General features: G+C 72.9%; 17 protein-coding genes. 7 read left to right on the forward strand and 10 right to left on the reverse strand.

The annotated features are described in order from the left end of the window. Positions 1-561: 561 nt before the first annotated feature. The 5 genes from FNH04_RS05165 (at position 562) to FNH04_RS05185 (ending at position 8166) form a co-directional block, all read left to right on the forward strand. Entirely contained in the window at positions 562-3585 is a 3024-nt protein-coding gene (locus FNH04_RS05165; RefSeq protein ID WP_322722603.1) for a SpoIIE family protein phosphatase, read from the forward strand. Positions 3586-3723: 138 nt separating this feature from the next. Beyond that, on the forward strand, positions 3724-5277 hold the full coding sequence (locus FNH04_RS05170; RefSeq protein WP_152780757.1) for a sugar ABC transporter ATP-binding protein: 1554 nt from the start codon (positions 3724-3726) through the stop codon (positions 5275-5277). Next, positions 5274-6458: an ABC transporter permease gene (locus FNH04_RS05175; RefSeq protein WP_152780759.1), complete on the forward strand. Its 1185-nt coding sequence runs from the start codon at positions 5274-5276 to the stop codon at positions 6456-6458. Before FNH04_RS05170 ends, FNH04_RS05175 begins: the two co-directional genes overlap by 4 nt. Next, positions 6455-7612: a substrate-binding domain-containing protein gene (locus tag FNH04_RS05180; RefSeq protein WP_152780761.1), complete on the forward strand. Its 1158-nt coding sequence runs from the start codon at positions 6455-6457 to the stop codon at positions 7610-7612. The genes FNH04_RS05175 and FNH04_RS05180 overlap by 4 nt, the downstream gene beginning before the upstream one ends. 35 nt (positions 7613-7647) lie before the next feature. Then, complete coding sequence (locus FNH04_RS05185) at positions 7648-8166, forward strand: phosphatase domain-containing protein (protein WP_322722604.1); 519 nt, start codon at positions 7648-7650, stop codon at positions 8164-8166. Positions 8167-8197: 31 nt separating this feature from the next. On the opposite strand, the gene FNH04_RS05190 is transcribed toward FNH04_RS05185, so the two are convergent. Beyond that, complete coding sequence (locus tag FNH04_RS05190) at positions 8198-8413, reverse strand: dodecin (RefSeq protein WP_152780763.1); 216 nt, start codon at positions 8411-8413, stop codon at positions 8198-8200. 231 nt (positions 8414-8644) lie between these two features. Between FNH04_RS05190 and FNH04_RS05195 the strand changes: the two genes are divergently transcribed. Further along, positions 8645-9910, forward strand: coding sequence for an extracellular solute-binding protein (locus tag FNH04_RS05195; protein ID WP_322722605.1), 1266 nt, complete (start codon positions 8645-8647; stop codon positions 9908-9910). A 57-nt stretch (positions 9911-9967) separates the two neighbouring features. Here the strand turns inward: FNH04_RS05195 and egtD are convergent, their stop codons facing one another. The 4 genes from egtD to egtA are packed head-to-tail and all read right to left on the reverse strand — an operon-like array spanning position 9968 to position 14353. Next, a complete protein-coding gene (egtD, locus tag FNH04_RS05200) occupies positions 9968-10930 on the reverse strand; it encodes an L-histidine N(alpha)-methyltransferase (RefSeq protein WP_322722606.1) in 963 nt (320 codons plus the stop codon). Beyond that, positions 10927-11745, reverse strand: coding sequence for an ergothioneine biosynthesis protein EgtC (gene egtC, locus FNH04_RS05205; RefSeq protein WP_152780765.1), 819 nt, complete (start codon positions 11743-11745; stop codon positions 10927-10929). The genes egtD and egtC overlap by 4 nt, the downstream gene beginning before the upstream one ends. After that, positions 11745-13082 (reverse strand): ergothioneine biosynthesis protein EgtB, encoded by a 1338-nt coding sequence (gene egtB / locus FNH04_RS05210; RefSeq protein ID WP_152780767.1) that lies wholly within the window; start codon positions 13080-13082, stop codon positions 11745-11747. Before egtB ends, egtC begins: the two co-directional genes overlap by 1 nt. Continuing rightward, complete coding sequence (gene egtA / locus FNH04_RS05215) at positions 13079-14353, reverse strand: ergothioneine biosynthesis glutamate--cysteine ligase EgtA (protein ID WP_152780769.1); 1275 nt, start codon at positions 14351-14353, stop codon at positions 13079-13081. The genes egtB and egtA overlap by 4 nt, the downstream gene beginning before the upstream one ends. A 300-nt stretch (positions 14354-14653) precedes the next feature. Here egtA and FNH04_RS05220 point away from each other — a divergent pair, with 300 nt between their 5' ends. Beyond that, entirely contained in the window at positions 14654-15544 is an 891-nt protein-coding gene (locus tag FNH04_RS05220; RefSeq protein ID WP_152780771.1) for a TIGR02452 family protein, read from the forward strand. A gap of 4 nt (positions 15545-15548) precedes the next feature. Here FNH04_RS05220 and FNH04_RS05225 read toward each other — a convergent pair whose 3' ends face one another. The 5 genes from FNH04_RS05225 to FNH04_RS05245 all read right to left on the reverse strand — a co-directional run bounded on the left by FNH04_RS05225 (position 15549) and on the right by FNH04_RS05245 (position 20502). Beyond that, a complete protein-coding gene (locus FNH04_RS05225) occupies positions 15549-15995 on the reverse strand; it encodes a type II toxin-antitoxin system PemK/MazF family toxin (RefSeq protein WP_322722607.1) in 447 nt (148 codons plus the stop codon). Between the two features lie 54 nt (positions 15996-16049). Then, positions 16050-17468 (reverse strand): flotillin family protein, encoded by a 1419-nt coding sequence (locus FNH04_RS05230; protein WP_152780775.1) that lies wholly within the window; start codon positions 17466-17468, stop codon positions 16050-16052. Positions 17469-17629: 161 nt separating this feature from the next. Then, positions 17630-17854 (reverse strand): hypothetical protein, encoded by a 225-nt coding sequence (locus tag FNH04_RS05235; protein ID WP_322722608.1) that lies wholly within the window; start codon positions 17852-17854, stop codon positions 17630-17632. Between the two features lie 35 nt (positions 17855-17889). Beyond that, entirely contained in the window at positions 17890-19314 is a 1425-nt protein-coding gene (locus tag FNH04_RS05240) for an amidase (protein WP_152780777.1), read from the reverse strand. A 165-nt stretch (positions 19315-19479) separates the two neighbouring features. Next, on the reverse strand, positions 19480-20502 hold the full coding sequence (locus tag FNH04_RS05245; protein WP_152780779.1) for a helix-turn-helix domain-containing protein: 1023 nt from the start codon (positions 20500-20502) through the stop codon (positions 19480-19482). Between the last annotated feature and the right edge of the window lie 56 nt (positions 20503-20558).

Raw genomic sequence — 20558 nt, forward strand, 5'->3', positions numbered from 1 at the left:
GGGGGTGCGCCGGCGGGGGGCGCCTTTTTTGGGGATGACGCACCGGCCGTCTGCCGTCTGCCGTCGGCCGTACCCCCCCGTCTGTGCCTCCGTCTCGTCGGCGAGGCGGAGTCGAGCGTCGCCGACCGGTCCCTGGGAGCCCGCCGCCGCGAGTGCGGGCTTCCCCGTGGACGCCGTACGGCCGCGATGGGCGTACCGCTCCTGGACAGCCTCGACCCGGAGGCGCTCTCCGCCGAGACCGCCGAGGAGGGGCGCCGTGTTCCCGCCCGTCGTGGCGCCGCTGAACGTTCCGCGCGGGACAGGCTCGCTCGTCACTCCCGTCGCGTCCTGTGACGACCTGCCCACAGGCCGGCGCGCGGACCGGGAGCGCGGACCGGGAGCGCGGGCCGACCCGCACGATCGCCGCCCGTGAGCGGATCCGCACGCTCACCACCTGCGACGAAACTGACGAGCAGTGACTCATGACCCCATTGCCCGTATCCTCGTCAATGCCAGGATTATCCCGAAATAGCTTGAATGGCTGAAAACGTGGATCGATCGAGAGCGTGAGTGGGGAGAGGCGTGGTTCGTTCCGGCGAGGAGCCGATACAGACAGGGCGTGCGGCAGGCGGCACCGTGCCCGCGCACAACCGTGAGCGGTTCATGCAGGGCGAGCCGGTCGACAAGGGAGTACGGGCCTCCATCCTGAACTCCTGGCAGCGCTGCCGCTCCCTGGGCCTGTCGCCGGACCAGACGGAGCTGCCCTTCACGGAGGACTTCGACCCGGACGGCCCGCTCGTCCGCGCGGCCGGCCCCGTGGTCGACCGGCTGCAGTCCAGGTTCGCGGGCAGCAGCATGAACATCTCCGTCGCCGACGCGAGGGGAACGGTCGTGCTCCGCCGTTTCGGAGAGGCATCCATGGCCCGGAGCCTCCCGGCGATCCAGAGCGTCCCCGGATTCGTGTTCGCCGAGCAGGTCGCCGGTACGAACGGCATCGGACTGGCCCTCGCGGAGCGGCGGCTCATCCAGGTCTACGGTTCCGAGCACTTCGCCGAGCGTTCGCAGGCGAGCGCCTGCCGTGCCCTTCCCGTGCGCGACCCGCTCAGCGGGCGCATCGAGGGTGTCCTGTGCCTGGGCTATCCGCGCGGTACCGAGAACCCGGCGCTGGCCACGGTGATACGCAAGGCGGCCGAGGCCATCGAGCGGCGGCTACTGGGTCAGCGATCCGCGCGGGAGCGCTCCCTGCTGAAGGCGTACCTGGACACCTCCGCCGCGTCCCCCCTCGTAGCCTCCGCCACCCCCACCGCCGGTGCCGACGCCGGCCTCGGTCGCACGATCGGGGTCGACGAACTGTCCCAGGGACTACACCAGGACGACCGGGCGATCCTCAAGGAGAAGGCCACCGAGCTGATCTCCTCCGGGCAGCGCGCCGCCGTGGGCGTGGCGCTGTCCGACGGCCGGCGGGTGACCCTGGTGAGCCGCCCCATGGCGAGTTCCTCCGGAGTGGAGGGCATGGTCATCGAGGCCGTACTCCCCGGATTCGCTCCCGGTGCCGACACCGACCTCTCGCCGCTGCGACCCCTCGCCGTACCGCATCCGGTCGACCGGCTTCTCGGTTCCCCCGTCGAGGCCGCGGCCCTCACCGTCGCGTCGCCGTCCGCGCACACTCCCCCCGCCATGCCTGACGGGCCCCCGCCGCTCATGTTCCCGTCCGTGCCCCTCCCGGTCGGCCCTCTCGGCGACATCCTGACCGGCCCGGCCGCCACAGACCGCACCGGCACCGCCGGCGCCACCCGAACCACGGAAAATGCAGGCGCTGACGGGGCCATGCCCGACGGAACCGACCGCCCCGACGCCACCACGGACGACCAGGCCGACTCCCATGCCCCCGCCAGAGGCCTGGTCCTGGTCGGCGAGCCGGAGGTGGCCAAGATCGCCCTGGCCGCACGCCGTCGCCTGGAGCTCCTCTCCGAGGCCAGCACCCGCATAGGCACCACCCTCGACGTGCGCCGCACCGCCGAGGAACTCGCCGAGACGGCCGTCCCGCGACTGGCCGATTTCGTGACGATCGATCTGCCCGAGGCCGTACTGCGCGGTGAGGAGTCCGCCGACCCCCGGAGCGACCTGCTCCGCACGGTGGTCCACGGCATCCGAGACGACCTGCCCTTCAGTCCCGTCGGCAAACGGATCGACTTCGGCCCGACCGCGCCCCAGCTGTGCAGCCTGTCCAGCGGACAGGCGGTCCTCGAACCGGACCTGAAGGCCGCGGCGGGCTGGCTCCCCCGCTCCGAGCACACCGAGCGGCTGCTCGCCCACGTCCACTCCCTCATCGCCGTCCCCCTGGTCGCCCGTGGTGTCGTCCTGGGCGTCGCCAGCTTCTACCGCGCGCAGGACCAGGCGCCCTTCGGTGACGACGACCGGGCACTGGCCCTGGAACTCGCCACCCGCGCCGCCCTCTCCATCGACAACGCCCGGCGCTACACGCACGAACGCACGATGGTCCTGGCCCTGCAGCGCAGCCTGCTCCCGCGCGGCCTGCCCGAACTGGACGCCGTCGAGGTCGCCCACCGCTATCTGCCCGCCGAGTCCGGAGTGGGCGGGGACTGGTACGACGTCATCCCCCTCTCCGGTACCCGGATCGGCCTGTTCGTCGGCGACGTCGTCGGCCACGGCATGCACTCCGCCGCCACCATGGGCCGACTGCGCACCGCCGCACGCAGCTTCGCCGAACTCGACTTCCCCCCGGACGAGGTCCTCACCCACCTCGACAACCTCGTCGTGCGCCTGGACCGGGAGGAGGGCAAGGACGACCCCGCCGCCGACAGCGTCGGCATCATCGGCGCCACCTGCCTGTATGCCGTCTACGACCCGACCTCGAAGCGGTGCACCATGGCCCGCGCGGGCCACCCACCGCCCGCGCTGGTACGCCCCGACGGCACCGTGTCGCTCCTCGACCTGCCCGCCGGGCCCCCGCTCGGCCTCGGCGGCCTGCCCTTCGAGACCGCCGAGATCGACATACCCGAGCACAGCCGGCTGGTCCTCTACACCGACGGACTCATCGAGGACCGGCACCGGGACATCGACGTGGCCCTCGACCAGCTGCGCGAGACGCTGGCCCACTCGGACCGCACCCCCGAGGACACCTGCCAGGTGGTCCTCGACACCGTGGCACCCGCCCACCCCGGCGACGACATCGCCCTGCTCGTCGCGCGTACCCACGCCCTGGACCCCAGCCGCATCGCCACCTGGGAGCTGCCCGCCGACCCGGCCCGCGTCAGCGAGGTCCGCGCCGCCGCCACCCGGCAGCTGGCCGAGTGGGGGCTGGACGAGGTCGCGTTCTCCGCGGAACTGCTGCTCAGCGAGCTCGTCACCAACGCCGTCCGCCACGGCGCCGGACCCATCCGGGTACGGCTCCTCCATGACCGCAACCTGATCTGCGAGGTCTCCGACACCAGCAACACCGCCCCGCACATGCGCCGGGCGGCCAGCACCGACGAGGGCGGCCGCGGCCTGTTCCTCGTCGCGCAGCTCGCCCAGGCCTGGGGCACGCGCTACATCCCGGACGGCAAGGTCATCTGGGCCGAATGCTGCATCGACGCGCATTGAGAGCACTCGTGGGCCCGTGACCGGCTGAGCCGATCGGCGGCAGGCACAGCAGGCCATGAAATGTCGTATATGGGATGATCGGTTCTGCCAGTGCCCCTCGTGCACGTCGGGAAGAACAGGCCAGGCCGACCCCCGGAGATGTCCGTGCAAGACGCTCCCGACACCTCTGTGAAGACGCCTCCGCCCCATGGCGCGGAGCCGCTGGTCCGCGTTCGCGGCCTCAGCAAGCGGTTCGGCGGGACCCTCGCCCTGGACCGCGTCGACCTCGACGTACACGCGGGCAGCGTCCTCGCCCTCCTCGGCCCCAACGGCGCCGGAAAGTCCACGCTCATCAAAGTGCTCGCCGGGGTCCACCGCGCCGACGCGGGAGAGATCACGGTGGCCGGGCACCCGCTCGGCACCCACGCCGCCTCCGGGAGCATGTCGTTCATCCACCAGGACCTCGGTCTGGTGGAGTGGATGACGGTGGCCGAGAACATCGCCCTGGGCACCGGGTATCCGCGCCGGGCGGGACTGATCTCGTGGCGGCGGACCCGGGAGCGCTGCGCCGAGGTCCTGCGGACCGTCTCCGGACAGCTCGACCCCGACGCGCGCATCGCCGATCTCGGCCCGGCGGAGCGTTCGCTCGTCGCCATCGCCAGGGCCCTGGCGGCCCGGGCACGACTCATCGTCCTCGACGAGCCGACCGCCCGCCTTCCCGCCGCCGACTGCGCCCGGCTCTTCCGCGTCCTGCACACCCTCCGCGACAACGGGCACGGCATCCTCTACGTCAGCCACCGCCTCGACGAGGTCTACGAGGTCGCCGACACCTTCGCCGTCCTGCGCGACGGGCATCTCGTCCGCCACGGTCCGCTGGCGGGCCACAGCCCGGCCCGCCTGGTGCACGACATCGTCGGCGAGGCACCGACCGTCCACCACCCGGCCGCCGTCCCCGCGGGCGGCCCCGCCCTCCTGGCCCTCGAAGACGTACGGACCGCCGAGGCGGGACCGGTCAGCCTGGAGCTGAGGGCCGGGGAGGTGCTCGGCCTGGTGGGGCTCACGGGCGCAGGGCACATGGACCTGGGCCGGGCCCTCGCGGGCTCACGGCCCGTCCTCGCGGGGCGGGTGCTGCTCGGCGGCCGCCCGTACCGCCCTCGTCTGGTGGCCGACGCCGTCGGCCTCGGCGTCGGCCTGGTGAGCGGTGACAGACAGCGGGAGGGCTGCGCCTTGGAGCTCACCGTGCGGGAGAACCTCCTGGCCAATCCCCGCGCGGGAGGACTGCCCGCGCTGCGCTGGATCAGTCCGCGCCGAGAACGCGCGCAGGCCACCACCCTGATCGAACGGTTCTCGGTGCGTCCCCGTGACAGTGAGGCCCCCATCGCCACCCTCTCCGGCGGCAACCAGCAGAAGGTCATGATCGGCCGGTGGCTCCGGGCGGGGCCGCGCCTGCTGATCCTGGAGGAACCGACCGCGAGCGTGGACGTCGGAGCCAAGGCCGCGATCCACCGCCTGCTCGACGAGGCGCTCTCCTCCGGCCTCGCCGTCCTGCTCCTCTCCACCGACTTCGAGGAGGTCGCGGGCGTGTGCGGGCGCGCCCTGGTCTTCGTCCGCGGGACTGTGACGGCCGAGCTGAGCGGCACGGCCCTCACCGTCGCGGGGCTCACCCGGGCGGCCTCGGCCCTGCCCCCGTCCGTCACCGCGGGGGGCCGATGACCGCCTCGCCCACCCCGTCCTCCCCGCGGCCCGCCCGGCCACATCGACCGGGCGGGCCGGGGCGGCTGCGCGGGCTGGGCGGTCCCGTCGGGCACTTCGTCGGGACCTACGGTCTGCTCGCCCTCACGGCCCTGCTCTTCCTGGCCTTCTCCCTCGCCCTGCCGCGCACCTTTCCCACCCTGGACAACATCGACTCGATCCTGTCCAGCCAGTCGATCCCGGCCATCCTCGCGCTCGGCGCCACCGTCCCCATCGTGACCGGCAAGTTCGACCTCTCCATCGGCTACGCCCTTGGCCTGGCGCACGTCATGGTGCTGCACCTGATCGTCAACGAAGGGTGGCCCTGGCCGTCGGCGTGCCTCGTGGTGATCGTCGGCGGGGCGGTCGTCGGCGTCCTCAACGGACTCGTCGTCGAGTTCGGCCGGATCGACTCCTTCATCGCCACCCTCGGCACCGGCAGCATGATGTACGCCGTCACCGGCTGGATCACCGAAGGCGGACGGATCGTCCCCGGCCCCGAGGGCCTCCCGGCCGCCTTCACCGACCTCTACGACTCGTCCTTCCTCGGCCTCCCGGTCCCGGCGTTCTACGTGCTCGCCCTCGCGCTCGCCCTCTGGCTGGTGCTGGAGCGGCTGCCGCTCGGCCGGTATCTGTACGTCGTCGGCTCCAACCCCCGCGCCGCCGACCTCGTCGGCATCCCGACCCGCAGGTACTCCGTCTACGCGTTCGCCGCGTCCGGGCTGATCACCGGCTTCGCAGGGGTGCTGCTCGCGGCCCAGCAGCAGATCGGCAACCCGAGTGTCGGCCTCGACTATCTGCTGCCCGCCTTCGTCGGCGCCCTCCTCGGCTCCACCGCGATCAGGCCCGGCCGCCCCAACGCCCTGGGCACCGTCGTCGCCGTCGCCGTCCTCGCGGTCGGCCTCTCCGGTATCGGCCAGCTGGGCGCGGACTTCTGGGTCACCCCGCTGTTCAACGGCGCCACCCTGCTGATCGCCGTCGGTCTGGCCGGCTACGCCGCCCGCCGCCGGCTGCGCACCGGCGCGACCGCGGCTCACGACGGGCCTGCCGCGCCGGAGTCCGCACCGCCGTCCTCCCCACCGTCCTCGTCCTCCTCACCGTCCTCGTCCACCCCGCCGTCCTCCACCCCTCCGGACGGTGGCACACCCGGGAGCCAGCCATGAACAGCGCCACCGGCCGCACAGGTTTCCGGTCTCGGACCGCCGCCATGACCCTGCTGGTGGCGGCCGCCGTCCTCGCCGGCTGTGATCGCGGGTCGTCGAACGGTTCGGGGGACTCCACCACCGGCCCGGTCGGCTGTCCCGCCGCCCACTCCAGGGCCGAGGACGCCGTCGAACAGGCCGAGCGGACCGACGTCCCCTGGAACGGCCCGACCAGCGGCCCCGCCGCGGTGTCGGGCAGGAGCATCGTCTACGTCGCGCAGACGATGACCAACCCGGGAGTCGCGGGTGCCGCGAACGGGGTGCGGGAGGCCGCGAGGGTCGTCGGCTGGAACGTCCGGGTGATCGACGGCGGGGGCACACCCGCCGGCATCCAGTCGGCCTTCAGCCAGGCCGTGGCCCTCAGACCCTCCGGGATCGTCATCGGCGGCTTCGACCCCAACGCGACATCACGGCAGGTCCAGCAGGCGGGCGCCGCGGGCATCCCGCTCATCGGCTGGCACGCGGTCCCCGCACCCGGCCCCAGCGACAGCCCCAGGCTCTTCACCAACGTCACCACCAGGGTCGAGGACGTGGCGAGGATCAGCGCGCAGTGGATCATCGCGGCCTCCAACGGCAACGCCGGGGCCGTCGTCTTCACCGACGCCTCGATCCCCTTCGCCAAGTACAAGTCCGACCTGATCACCAAGGAGCTCGCCACCTGCTCGAGCGTCGACCTCCTGGCGTCCCAGAACATCCCGATCCCCGACGCGAGCAGCCGTACGCCGCGGGAGGTCTCCTCCCTGCTCTCGCGCTTCGGGGACAGGTGGACCCACTCCGTCGCCATCAACGACCTGTACTTCGCGGACGCCGCCCCCGCCCTCCGCGCCGCGGGCAGGCCGGGAGAGGGTCCTCCCTTCAACATCGGCGCGGGCGACGGCGACCCCTCCGCCTTCCAGCGCGTCAACAGCGGGCAGTACCAGGCCGCCACCGTCCCCGAACCCCTGTCCCTGCAGGGCTGGCAGATCATCGACGAGTTCAACCGTGCCTTCTCCGGACGGCCCGCCAGCGGATACGTCGCCCCCGTCCACATCAGCACGGCCGCCAACAGCGAGGGGGACAGCACCTGGGACCCGGAGGGCTACCAGGAGGGGTACCGGGAGATCTGGGGCAAGTGAGAGCGGCACCGGGCGGGCGCCCTAGGGTGGGCGCCGTGACGGAGAACAGCAGACCGCGGGCCGCCTCGCGCGGGGACCGCAGGCCACTCGCCGTGTTCGACCTGGACAACACCCTCGCCGACACCGCGCACCGGCAGCGGTTCCTGGAGCGCAAACCGCGGGACTGGGACGCGTTCTTCGCGGCCGCGCCGGACGATCCGCCCCTGGAGGAGGGCGTGGCGCTGGCGCGCGAGAGCGCCGAGGAGTGCGAGGTGACGTATCTGACCGGGCGGCCCGAACGCTGTCGGCGCGACACGCTCGACTGGCTGGCCGCGCACGGGCTGCCCGAGGGGCGCGTCCACATGCGCCGCAACGACGACCGCAGGCCCGCCCGCCGCACCAAGCTCGACACCCTGCGCCGCCTCGCCCGCACCCGCGAGATCCGTGTTCTCGTGGACGACGACGAGCTGGTCTGCGACGACGCGGAACGGGCGGGCTTCACGGTCGTACGGGCACGCTGGGCGGCCGCGTCCGCCGCGCTCGAGGTGGCGCAGGAGCGGGAGGGACGGACCTGAGGGTGCCGTCACCCCGGAGCGCCCGCGGCGGTCAGCCCGCGTCCTCCAGTCGGAAGCCGACCTTCAGGCCGACCTGGAAGTGCTCGATCTCGCCGTTCTCCATGTGCCCCCTGATCTGTGTGACCTCGAACCAGTCCAGCTGACGCAGGGTCTGTGAGGCACGGGCGAGGCCGTTGCGGATGGCCTGGTCGACGCCCTCCGGGGAGCTGCCGACGATCTCGGTGACGCGGTAGGTGTGGTCGGTCATGGAGGTGCTCCTCTCCGCCGTGGCCGGTGTGCCACGCGTCACTCCACGGTGCCGCAGAGCGCGACGGTTCGCGAGGTGTCGGGGGAGCCGGGTGCGGGCCGCGGGCTCTTGACGGCGACTATTGGTCTATACCAAAATCCCCGCACACCCGTACGAGCGCCGAGCTCGTCCCCCACGTCGGGCCCCTCCCTGTCCGGAGACCCTCCGGAACGGCAGAACAGGATCCTCTCCGTGAGACGTCGCTCCGCTGTCGTGTTGCTGGCTCTCTCCCTGCTCACCTCGTGCGGGCTCCTTCCCGGCACCGAGGGCGGGCGGCGGACCGTCACCGTGTGGCTGATGAAGGACAGCGCCTCCGACGCGTTCCTGAAACGGTTCACCGAGGAGTTCGAGCGGACCCACGAGGACCTCCGCCTCGACATCCGTGTCCAGGAGTGGACCGGGATCGGCGACAAGGTGCGGCAGGCGCTCGACGAGGACGGCACGGACGGGCCCGACGTCATCGAGGTCGGCAACACCCAGGTCGCCCAGTACGTCGATGAAGGCGGACTGGTCGACCTGACCCTGGAGTCGATGCGGGACTGGGGGATGCAGGACTGGCTCCCCGGCCTCGCCGAACCCGGCCGGTACCTCGCCCACCAGTACGGCATCCCCTGGTACGCGGCCAACCGCGTCGTGATCTACCGCAAGGACCTGTTCGCCCGGGCCGGCATCAGGAAGCCACCGAAGACACGGGAGCAGTGGCTCACCATCACCGAGCAGCTCGACTCCGGACAGCAGCAGGGCATCTACCTGGCCGGACAGGACTGGTACACGCTGGCCGGGTTCGTCTGGGACGAGGGCGGCGAGCTCGCGGAGGAGTCCGGCTCCGGATCCGGCCGCTGGCGGGGCGCGCTCGACTCGGCCGCCGCGCGGCGCGGCATGGACTTCTACCGGCGCCTCCAGGCGCTCGGTGACGGACCTGTGGGTGCCGACGAGGAGCATCCGCCCCAGGCCGGTGTGTTCGCCAAGGAGGACGTGGCGCAGATAGTGGCCGTGCCGGGGCTCGCCCAGGCCATCGTGAGCGAGAACCCCGACCTGAAGGACGACCTCGGGTACTTCCCCGTCCCCGGCAGGACGGCCGCCGAGCCCGGCGCCGTCTTCACCGGCGGCTCCGACCTCGTCGTGCCCGAGAACACCGACAACCGCGCGGGAGCCGTCGCCGTCATCTCCGCCCTCGCCGGCGCCAAGTGGCAGACCCGGCTGGCCACGACGATGGACTACGTGCCCAACAAGACGACCCTCGCGGACGTGGTCGCGGACGAGGAGGGTGTCGCGGCCATGGCGGCGGGCGCGGCACAGGGCCGGGCGACACCCTCCTCCCCACGCTGGGCGGCCCTCGAGGCGAACAACCCGATCAAGGAGTACATGACCAGGGTCCTCACCGGCTCCGACCCGGAGGCCGAGGCCGAACGCGCCTCACGCCTGATCACGGAGGCACTGCGGGACGACCGCGGCTGACCCGGGCGGTCCGCCGGACGGTTTCCGGCGGACCGCACGAGGGCCGTATCCCCGCTCTCACCGAGCCATGCTCAGCGACAGCGCGAACCTCCCCTCCCGGTCGGTCCACCAATGCGTCAGGCCCAGCCCGGCGGCGGCCAGTTCGCCGCGCACACCGTCCTCACGGAACTTCGCCGAGACCTCGGTGCGCAGTTCCTCGCCGCCCGCGAAGTCGACGGCGAGGTCGAGCGCCGGGATCTTCACGGTCTGCGCCGTCCGCGCCCGCAGCCGCATCTCGATCCACTCGTGCTCCGTGTCCCACAGCGCCACGTGGTCGAAGGCGCCGGGGTCGAAGTCGGCGCCCAGCTCGCGGTTCATGACGGTCAGCACGTTCTTGTTGAACTCGGCCGTCACCCCGGCCGCGTCGTCGTACGCGGCGACGAGCACCGACTCGTCCTTGACCAGGTCCGTGCCCAGCAGCAGCGCGTCGCCGGGCGACAGCAGACTCCGTACGGAGGCCAGGAACCCCGCGCGTTCGACGGGCAGCAGATTGCCGATCGTGCCGCCCAGGAAGGCCACGAGCCGTGGTCCGGGCGTCCGGGGCAGGCTGAGCCCGCCGGTGAAGTCGGCGATCAGGGCGTGCACGTCGAGGCCCGGCCGCTCGGCGATCAGCGCCTCGCCCGCCTGCCGCAGCGCGCTCTCGCTGACGTCGACCGGCACGTAGGTGTGCAGCCCGGGCATGGCGTCGAGCAGGTGCCGGGTCTTGTCGGAGGAGCCCGAGCCCAGCTCGACCAGGGTGCGGGTGCCGGTCGCGGCGGCGATCTCGGGGGCGCGGTCGAGGAGGATCTCGCGTTCGGCGCGCGTCGGGTAGTACTCGGGCAGTTCGGTGATCTTCTCGAAGAGGTCGCTGCCATGGGCGTCGTAGAACCACTTCGGCGGGAGTGTTTTCGACGTGCGGGTCAGGCCGTGCAGGACGTCGGCGCGCAGGGCTGCGCCGGTGGCGTCCTCCGGCAGGGTGCGGGTCAGCTGGAACGGGCTCACGCGATGGGCTCCTTGGGTGGTGCGGATGCCTGGTCGTCGGGGGCCGAGGTGTCGGATACCTGGTCGTCGAGGTCCTTGAGCGGCGTCAGCAGCACGTCCGTGCGGCTGGCGGCGAGCAGCGTCCGGTCGGGCACCTCCCGCCAGTACGGATCGTCGTCGTACGGCTCGGACGCGACGACCGTGCGCCGGCCGGGCTCGGCCAGGTACCAGAGGGTGTCGCCCCAGGCCGTGGCCGTGATCGTCTCGCCGTTGGTGAGCAGCAGGTTGAGCCGAGAGCCGGGCGCGGCCCGGGCGACCTCCAGGACCGCGCCGGCGAGGGCCTCGCCTTCCTCGTCCCCCTCGCGCAGCCGGTTCAGCACAAGCGCCCAGACGAACGCGGAGTCGGAGCGGGCCTCCATCGACAGCAGGTCCACCGGCGGCACGGTCGGTACGAGGGGAGCCAGGGAATGCGGCCAGCCGGCGACGGCCCCGTTGTGGCTGAACAGCCAGCGCCCCGCGGCGAACGGCGCCGCGGCGGCCTCGCCGTCCGCCCCCGCCACGGTCGCGTCCCGAACCGCGGCGAGCAGCGCGGTGGTCCGTACGACCCGGGCCAGGTCCGCGAAGGACCCGTCGCCCCAGATCGGCCCCGCCCTGCGGTACCGCGCGGGCACGGGGTCGCCCTCGGCGTACCAGCCGACCCCGAAACCATCGGCGTTGACCGTGCCGTACCGCTGCCGGCGCGGCGCCCACGACTGCCGGAACAAGCTGTGCGGCGGGTCCGTGAGGAGCGTGCCGAGCCGCTCCTCGGGCCCCAGGAACGCCAGATGGCGGCACATCAGCCGAGCTCCGGGGAGGCGTCCCGCGCCGTGCGGAACCCGGAGAAGATCTGCCGCCGGATCGGGTAGTCCCAGTTGCGGAACGTTCCCCGGCACGCCACCGGGTCCACCGCGAACGAACCGCCACGCAGCACCTTGTACTCCGGGCCGAAGAACACCTCCGAGTACTCCTTGTACGGGAACGCCGTGAACCCCGGATACGGCAGGAAGTCGCTCGCCGTCCACTCCCACACGTCACCGATCAACTGCCGTACGCCGAGCGGTGACTCGCCGGCCGGGTAGCTGCCCGCCGGTGCCGGGCGCAGATGGCGCTGGCCGAGGTTGGCGTGCTCGGGCGTGGGATCGGCGTCGCCCCACGGGTAGCGCGTCGAGCCGTCGGTGGCCGGGTCGTGGCGGGCCGCCTTCTCCCACTCGGCCTCGGTGGGCAGCCGGCGCCCCGCCCAGCGCGCGTACGCGTCGGCCTCGTACCAGCTCACGTGCAACACGGGCTCGTCCGGCGGTACGACCTCGGTGACGCCGAAGCGGCGGCGCAGCCACTGCCCGCCGTCCCGCCGCCAGAACAGGGGCGCCGAGATGCCGTGCTGCCGGATGTGCGCCCAGCCGTCCGGGGCCCACCAGCGCTCGTCGTCGTAGCCGCCGTCCTCGATGAACGCCTGGTAGGCGCCGTTCGTCACCGGTGTGGTGTCGATGTGGAAGGGCGGGACGAACCGCCGGTGCGCGGGCCGCTCGTTGTCCAGCGACCACGGCTCGGCCGATGTGCCCATGGTGAACGGGCCTCCGGGCACGAGGACTTCGGCGGGCCCCGTGAACAGCGGCATGGGCTCGGGGTCGGGGGCCGTCAGGGCGGCCGCGCCCCTGCGGAGCTGATGGGTGATCAGCATCGTCTCGTCGTGCTGCTGTTCGTGCTGGGCGATCATCCCGAAGGCGAAGCCCGCCTCGGTGAGCCGGGTGCCGTGGAACGCGGTCCCCTCCAGCACGTCCAGCGCCCGCCCGCGCACCTCGGCCGCGTACCGGCGGGCCTCCGCGGGCGGCAGCAGCGGCAGCGAGGGCCGCTCGGCACGCGGATGCTCGAACGCGTCGTACAGGCCGTCGATCTCGGGCCGCATCGGCTCACGCCCGGCGACGTTCCGCAGCAGCCACAGCTCCTCCTGGTTGCCGATGTGGGCGAGGTCCCACACCAGCGGGGACATGAGCGGCGAGTGCTGGGCGGTCAGTTCCGGGTCCTCGACGCAGGAGGTGAGCAGCGCGGTGCGGGCGCGGGCCGTGGTCAGCGCCTCCAGCGCGCGCGTGCGCAGTATCTCCGGATCGGTCGGGGCGGTGGTCTCGGGGCCGGTCATGTGCGGATGTCCTTCCCGTGGAGCAGGTCGAGCAGATCGTCGGCGGGACAGCGGCCCCGGGCCACATAGCGGTCGGTGAACTCGGCGACGGCCTTCAGCACGTCGGTGCCTGCACCGAGCCGGGGCAGCGCCTCGGCCGCCGCCTCGAAGCAGACGGCCGCTGCCTCGCGCAGTTCGGGGTCGGCCAGCCCCGACCGGGCGGCCGCGATCCACAGCGGATTGCACGGCGCGGGCAGCGAACCGGCCCGCTCCACCAGAGGCTTCACGGTCCGGTAGGCGACCTCCGCCGCTTCCGGGTCCTCGAACAGCGCCGCCGTCACGGCGAGCGGCACGATCCATCCGTCCTCGCCGGGCTGGGCGTCGATCATGCGCAGTTCGAGGTGGCCGCGGGGCCGCACGGGCGGGAAGAGGGTGGTCAGGTGGTAGCCGAGATCGGCGCTGGTGGGCGGGTCCGCCGAGCGGGTCCAGGCCCGGAAGCTCATGCCCTCCGGAACGCCCCAGGGGCCCTCGTCGGCCCGTACGCACATCACCGGCGCGTCCAGGACGTGTCGCGCCCAGACGGCCCGGGGGTCGCCGTCCATCACGGGAGCGCTGGTCCGCCCGGGGTCCATCGCCGCCCACAGGGACTGCCGCGTGGAGCGCCAGCCGGTGGCGCGGCCACGGACGACCGGCGAGTGCGCGAACGCGGCCACCAGCACCGCGCCCAGCTGGTGCGCCAGCCACCAGCGCCGCCCGAACCCCAGCGGGCCCGGCTCCTCGTACCCGGCGTCCAGACACACCTGGACGGACGCGGAGGAGCACATCATGGCCCGGCCCTCGGGCCCGGCGCGGTCGAGACACCGCTCCATCGCTTCGTAGCGGGGCTCATGGAGATAGCGGCGGGGAGGGTGCCAGGGATCGTGGCCGAAGCCGCTGAGGACGAGACCCGCCTCGCGCAGTACGGCGCGAACGGCGTCCAGATCGGCGGAGACGGACCCGATGACTTCCATCAGCGAGGCGGCGGGAGCCGAGCTGAGCTCCAGCTGGCCGCCGGGTTCGATGGTGAGCGCCGAGGAGAGGGGCAGGGTCCGCAGTGCGGCGTAGGCCGCTTCGAGATGTTCGGGTGATGCCGGGAGTCGCGGGTCGCGCAGGTCGTGGACGAGCCATTCCAGTTCGACACCGAGGGTGCGGGGCGGTCCGGTCTTGAAACAGATACCGCGGACCAGCGCCTCCACCTCGGCCTCGGTGACTACGGAGCCCTGCTCCGTACAGTCACTCACCGAATCTGACATGTAGGGATCCTCCTGAGATTCCACCATGCCGCCGGCCCGGCGTCGGTTTTGAGCCGGACCGGCAACGCTCGTCCCACCCAAAACCCTCGCGCCGGTTCGCACAAGGGCGCACTTGATGTCGTCCGGCGTCGAAAACCTCTGTTTCCGTGGTCGGGGGCCTGTGTCAGCAGGGCCTTCGCAGGCCGTTGTGGAGCGGGAAATTCCATTGCGGCGTAGGACCAGCATCACCCACGATGCGTGCATGAGCACGACGGGGGAGACAAACCGGGGCGCGTTCATGGCGTGCACGGGGGTGGCGCCATGAGCGCGCGCCTGCGCGAAATCGCGCGGGAGACCGAGGAGATCGTCGCCAGGGGCGCCTACCGCGCGGCCGACGGGCGCGAGGTGTCCATCGCCGGCGCGGTCGCCGCGGCACGGGCCGGGACGCGGATGTACGGGCCGGATCCGGTGGCGACAGCGCCGACCGGGCCTGTCGACACCGGATCCGTCGACACGGTGTCCGTCGACACGGTGTCCGTCGACACGGTGTTCGAGGTGACCGGGGAGAGCAGCCTGGAGGCCGCGCGACGGCTGGTGCGGGAGGGTGACCCCCGGGCCGACAGCCAAGTCGCCGTCCTGAACTTCGCCTCGGCGCGAAATCCGGGCGGCGGCTTCCTGAACGGCGCGCAGGCCCAGGAGGAGGCCCTCTGCCGGGCCTCCGCGCTGTACGCGTGCGTCCGCGAGGTCCGCGCCTTCTACGACCACCACCGGGCCCACCGCGACCCGCTCTACACGGACCGCGTCATCCACGCACCGGCCGTACCCGTCTTCCGCGACGACCGCGGCCGGCTCCTCGACGAGCCGTACACCGCCGGATTCCTGACCTCCGCCGCGCCGAACGCCTCAGTCGTCCTGCGTACGGCACCGGAGCGCGCCCGTGAACTGCCGCGGGCCATCGCCGTGCGCGCCGAGCGGGTGCTGGAGACGGCCGCGGCCTGCGGGTACCGGCGGCTGGTGCTGGGCGCGTGGGGATGCGGGGTGTTCGGCAACGACCCGGAGCAGGTGGCGGGCGCGTTCCGGAAACTGCTGGTCGGGGGTCGTTTCGAGGGGTACTTCGCGCACGTGGTGTTCGGGGTGCTCGACCGGACGGCCGGTTCGGTCGTCCTGAGCGCCTTCGAACGGGCGTTCCCTGAGGGGCTGCGCCGGCCTTAGCCGGTCACCGCCAGCCGTAGCGCTCCCGCAACCGGTGCACCACCGAGTTGAACCGCATCCGGTCCAGCGCGCACGCCTCCCGCCGCATCCCCGCCTCGTGCAGCCGCAGCACCCGGTCCACATCCACCCACGAGGCGCGCCCGGACCGGTCCCAGGGCCCGCTCCCGATCGGCACCCACTCGCGGTCGCCGTCGTGCTGCTTGCTGGACAGCTGCACGGCGAGGAACGTCCCGTCGGCCTCACGGGCCACCACGAGCACGGGCCGGTCCTTGCCGCGCCCGTCGTTCTCCTCGAACGGCACCCAGGTCCACACGATCTCCCCGGGGTCGGGGTCACCGTCGTACGCGGGCGAGTACTCGGTCCGCACCCGGCCCACCTCGCGCGGGTCGGCCTCGGTGGTGGCGTAGGGGCCGTGGCGGCCGGGGACGTCTTCAGCGGCGAACGCAGTCACGCGGGCCACGTTAGACCTCCGACCGACTCCCGCGGGCACCAGGCCCCCGTCACCTCACCCCTCGTCCGTCTCCAGCACCACCTTCTCCACGCGCGGCGGCACATGGCCGTTGACCGCCGCCGGTCCGCCCGGCGCCGCCGCCCCGTTCTGGTTCATCGAGGCGAGCAGCTGCCGGGCCAGCCCCAGCCCCGTACCGCCCATGGTGAGCGCCTTGGCGAACATGTCCGCCATACCGTCGGCGCCGTTCAGCAGCACCATGTTGTCGACGTTGCCGAAGGCGCCCGCGCCCGCCTGCACGATCTCCGGCCACTTCTCGGCCAGCTGCTGGGCGATCACGGCTTCCTGGTTCTCGGCCAGGGCGGCGGCCCGCGCCTTGATGCCCTCGGCCTCGGCGAGCCCCCTGGCGCGCGTGGCCTCGGCGACGGCCAGACCCTTGGCCTGCCGCGCCGCGGCCTCCGCCTCACCCGTGGCCCGGGTCGCGGTCGCCTCCGCGGCCGCCGCCAGCTCGGTCTCCTTGGCCTTGGCCTGCGCCGCGGAGATACGCGCGTCACGGTCGGCCTCGGCCAGGGTGCGCTTCTCGTAGGCCGTCGCGTCCGCCGGCTTGCGGACGTCCGCCTGGAGCTGCTGCTCGCGACGGCTCGCCTCCAGCTCCGCGACCCGGGTCTCCTGGACGACGACCTCCTGCCGGGCGGCGGCCTCGGCGAGCGGGCCGGCCTGCTTGGCCTCCGCGGAGGCCTTGTCCCGCTCGGCCTGGTAGCCGGCCTGGAGGATCTCGCTGTCCCGGGTGGCCTCCGCCATCCGCGCCGCGGCCTGCTGCTCGGCCTCGGTGGCCAGCCGGTTGGCCTCGGCCTGCGCGATGCGAGCGTCCCGCTGGACGGCCGCCGCGTGCGGCATGGCCAGGTTCTTGATGTAGCCCGTCGGGTCCTCGATCTCGTGGATCTGCAGCGAGTCGACGATCAGGCCCAGCTTCTCCATCTCCGTACCGCACGCGATACGGGTCTGGCCGGTCAGCTTCTCGCGGTCGCGGATCATGTCCTCGACCGTCAACCCGCCCACGATGGACCGGAGATGACCGGCGAACACGTTGTGCACCCGTTCCGACACCCGCTTCTGCTGGTCGAGGAACCGGCGGGCGGCGTTGGCGATGGACACGAAGTCGTCGCCCACCTTGAAGATGACCACGCCCCGGATCTTGAGCGGAATGCCCTGGTGGGTCACGCAGTCCACGGACAACTCGGTCTGGTTGAGGTCGAGCGACAGCTTGCGCACCGCCTGCATGCCGGGCGCCACCAGCGTGCCGCGCCCGGTGACGATACGGAAGTTCATGCCCTCCTGCAGGCCTTCCGTCTTGTGCTTGGAGCCGGAGATGATCAGCGCTTCGTTGGGCTCAGCGACGCGCCACATCAGTTTGAACAGTCCGATCAGAACCAGCACGGCGGCAACGCCCGCCCCGGCAATGACACCGACGAACATCGGCACATCCCCCTTTTGCCTGGTGCCCCTTACGGCACCGAACGTCGGGAGTGTGCGCCTGTTCGAGGCCGGGGTACAGACATCGGCGGACCCTTGTTGCAGTCTTGATGCGGATGGACGCTGTCAGGCCGGGACAGGCCGGCCGTTGCGCCGACGGACCGTCAACTGTCATACGCCGCCGAGACGTACACCGTGCGCGGCGGGAGGTATTCGATCACCATCACCACCGTGCCCGGCTCGATGCGGTCCTTCGCGGAGGCGGGATACGCCAGGAAGTGCTCGGCGCCGCCGCGCACACGCAGGATCACCTCGCCGACGAGCCCGGGACCGACCGCACCGGTCACCCGTCCCATCAGCCCGACCATCGACGCTTCGTCCATGGTCACAGCGTACGGGCGGAACGCCGTCGTACGAATGCGCGTCACGCCGCCGGTGAGTTCGCCGCGGCCCGCCGCGACGGCCACACCTCGTACCACCGCCGGTCCGCCTCCAACTGCGCGGCCAGCGACACGAGGAGAGGTTCACTGTGGGCCGGGCCGAGCAACTGGGCGCCGACGGGCAGCCCTTCGCCGACGAAACCGGCCGGGACGTTCACCCCGGGCCAGCCCAGGACGTTCCACGGCCAGGCGTACGGGCAGGCCGCGATCATGGCCCGGTCGGTGGCGAGCCCGCCCAGGGAGAGCATGGAACCGATACGGGGCGGGGGAGCGGCCGTGGTCGGCGCGAGGATCACGTCGTACGTCTCGAAGAACGCGCCGATACGCCGGTGCAGGACCGCCTCGGCACGCCGGGCCGCCCGCAGCGGGTGCCCGCCGAGCAGCCGCCCGAGGCGGGCGGAGCCCAGGGTGCGCCGGTCGAGGAGCGTGGGGTGGGGTGCCTCGCTGACCCACTCCGCGAGCCCGGCCGTGGCCCGCGGGACGAAGGTCAGCCCGATCTGGCCGTACGGCGGGTCGGCCTCCTCCACGGTGTGCCCCAACGCGCTCAGTGTCTCGGCGAGTTCGACCACCCGGGCGCGGACCTCCGGTCGCAGCCGTGCGGGCAGCGCGGTGAACGGAGGCTTCAGGGACAGCGCGATCCTGAGCCGTCCGGGCTCGCGGCCCACCGCCTCCGAGGCGCGCACCGAGGGCGGCCGGTGCAGATCCCCCTTGTGGTTGCCGCTCGCGGCGTCCAGGAGCAGGGCCGCGTCGGCGACCGTGCGGGCGAGCGTGCCGTTGACCGTGATGCCCTGGAAGGACTCCGGGCGTGGCCAGGTCGAGATGCGCCCGCGCTGCGGCTTGATGCCGATGAGATGCGTCCAGGACGCGGGGATACGGACCGAGCCCGCGCCGTCCGAGCCCAGCGCGGCCGGCACCAGGCCCGCCGCGACCGCGGCCGCCGAGCCGCCGGACGAGCCGCCCGGGGTGTGGCCATGGTGCCAGGGATTGCGGGTGGAGCCGAAGGCGGGCCCCTCGGTGAACGGCCACTGGCCGAGCTCACAGGTGTTGGTCTTGCCGACGACGATCGCCCCGGCCGCGCGCAGCCGCCGTACCGCCTCACCGTCCTCGGCGCGCGGCGGGAACTCCCCGGGACATCCGAACGCGGTGGGCTCGCCCGCGACGTCCATGTCGTCCTTCACCGCCACCGGCACCCCGAGCAGCGGCCGCCGCACCCCCGCGGCCAGCTCCTTGTCCGCCGCGTCGGCCTCCGCGAGCGCCGCCTCCCCGCGCACCCGGCGGAAGGCGTTGACCGTCGCCTGGGACGCCTCGATCCTGGCCAGTGCCCGCTCGACCAGCGCCCGTGACGTCACCTCCCCGTTGGCCAGCGCGCGAGCGCACTCCGCCAGACCCTCGGAACGGTCGGGAGCCATACGGGTACCTCCGGAAGGACGCTCAGTACGTTGCCCATGCCTGTGTCTACTGAACGGTAACGTCCCGGCGGGCGGCGCGGTAAGGGAGGCAAGGAAGGCAAGGAAGGTGAGAGAGGTGAGGGAGGCAAGGGACGGGGAAACCCGGTGGGCACGACCGACGGTTCGTTACCCGCGTGCCAGTTGCCGCATGGCCAGGGCCAGCTGGAGTCGCAGGCGGCCCTGAGGGGTGCGCACCGGCCAGCCGAGAACCGACTCGGCGTGGACCAGCCGGTCCTGAAGCGTGGAGTGGTGGACGTTGACCTCGGCGGCCGCCGCGCGCAGGCTCGCCGTGGAGGCGACGGCGTGCAGGGTGACCAGCATCCAGGGGGCGTCGGCCACGGCGGTCTCGAGGGCGTGGACGTCGGGTGGCGGCTCGGCGCCCGGAACGACGAGCTCGGCGAGGAGGGCGAGGCCGCCGAGGTCGTCGGCGTGGACGACCCGTTGGCCCGGGTCCCGCGCGGTGCCCTCGGCGGTGAACCGCAGGGCGGTGCGGGCGGCGGTCCAGGAGCGGGGCAGGTCGAGCACGGGGACGGCGGGGCCGACCCCGAGGCGGCCGCCGGGCAGGCCGGTGTCGTCCGCCCGTCCCTCCCTGTGCACGGGCAGGATCCGGGGCCGGCCGTCGAGGGACGCGAGGGCACGCGCCCGCGTGGCGGGGTCGCCCGTGTCGAGGCCCAGGTGCCGGGCCGCGTGCAGCCGGGCCTGCTGGGTGGCGGTGGGGTCGAGAACCGTCTCCACGAGCGCCGGGTCGTCGGCCGTGGCGGCGGGCGCCCGGCCACGCGTGCGGTCCAGGACCAGCCGGATCGCGCCCGCGGCCCGCTCCAGGATCACCGCGTCGACCACGCTCGGCCCGGCCTCGGCGCGCTCCAGCCACAGGGCCGCCGTGCCACCCGGGGCCAGCGCCTCGGACGGCCACGCCGGATCCGGCGGTGCGTCCGCGTCCCGCCGGCTGCCGTCGGGCTCCACGCGGACATGCACCCGCCGCTCGGCGTCGACGAGCCGGGCCGGGCAGCCCGCCAGCACGGCGGCTCCCCGCACCAGCGCCTCCAGGCCGACCCGGGACTCGGCCAGCCGATCGAAGTAGGCGATGACGCGCACGGCGGCACCGGCATCCGGGTCCAGTGCGGTCAGACGCCCGGCGAGCTCTCTCATAGGCCCATGGTGCGCCATACGACCGGTATTTCGCCCCCGCCGCCCCTACCCATTCC

The organism is Streptomyces phyllanthi (assembly GCF_009377205.1).
GTDB classification, from domain to species: Bacteria; Actinomycetota; Actinomycetes; order Streptomycetales; family Streptomycetaceae; genus Streptomyces; species Streptomyces phyllanthi.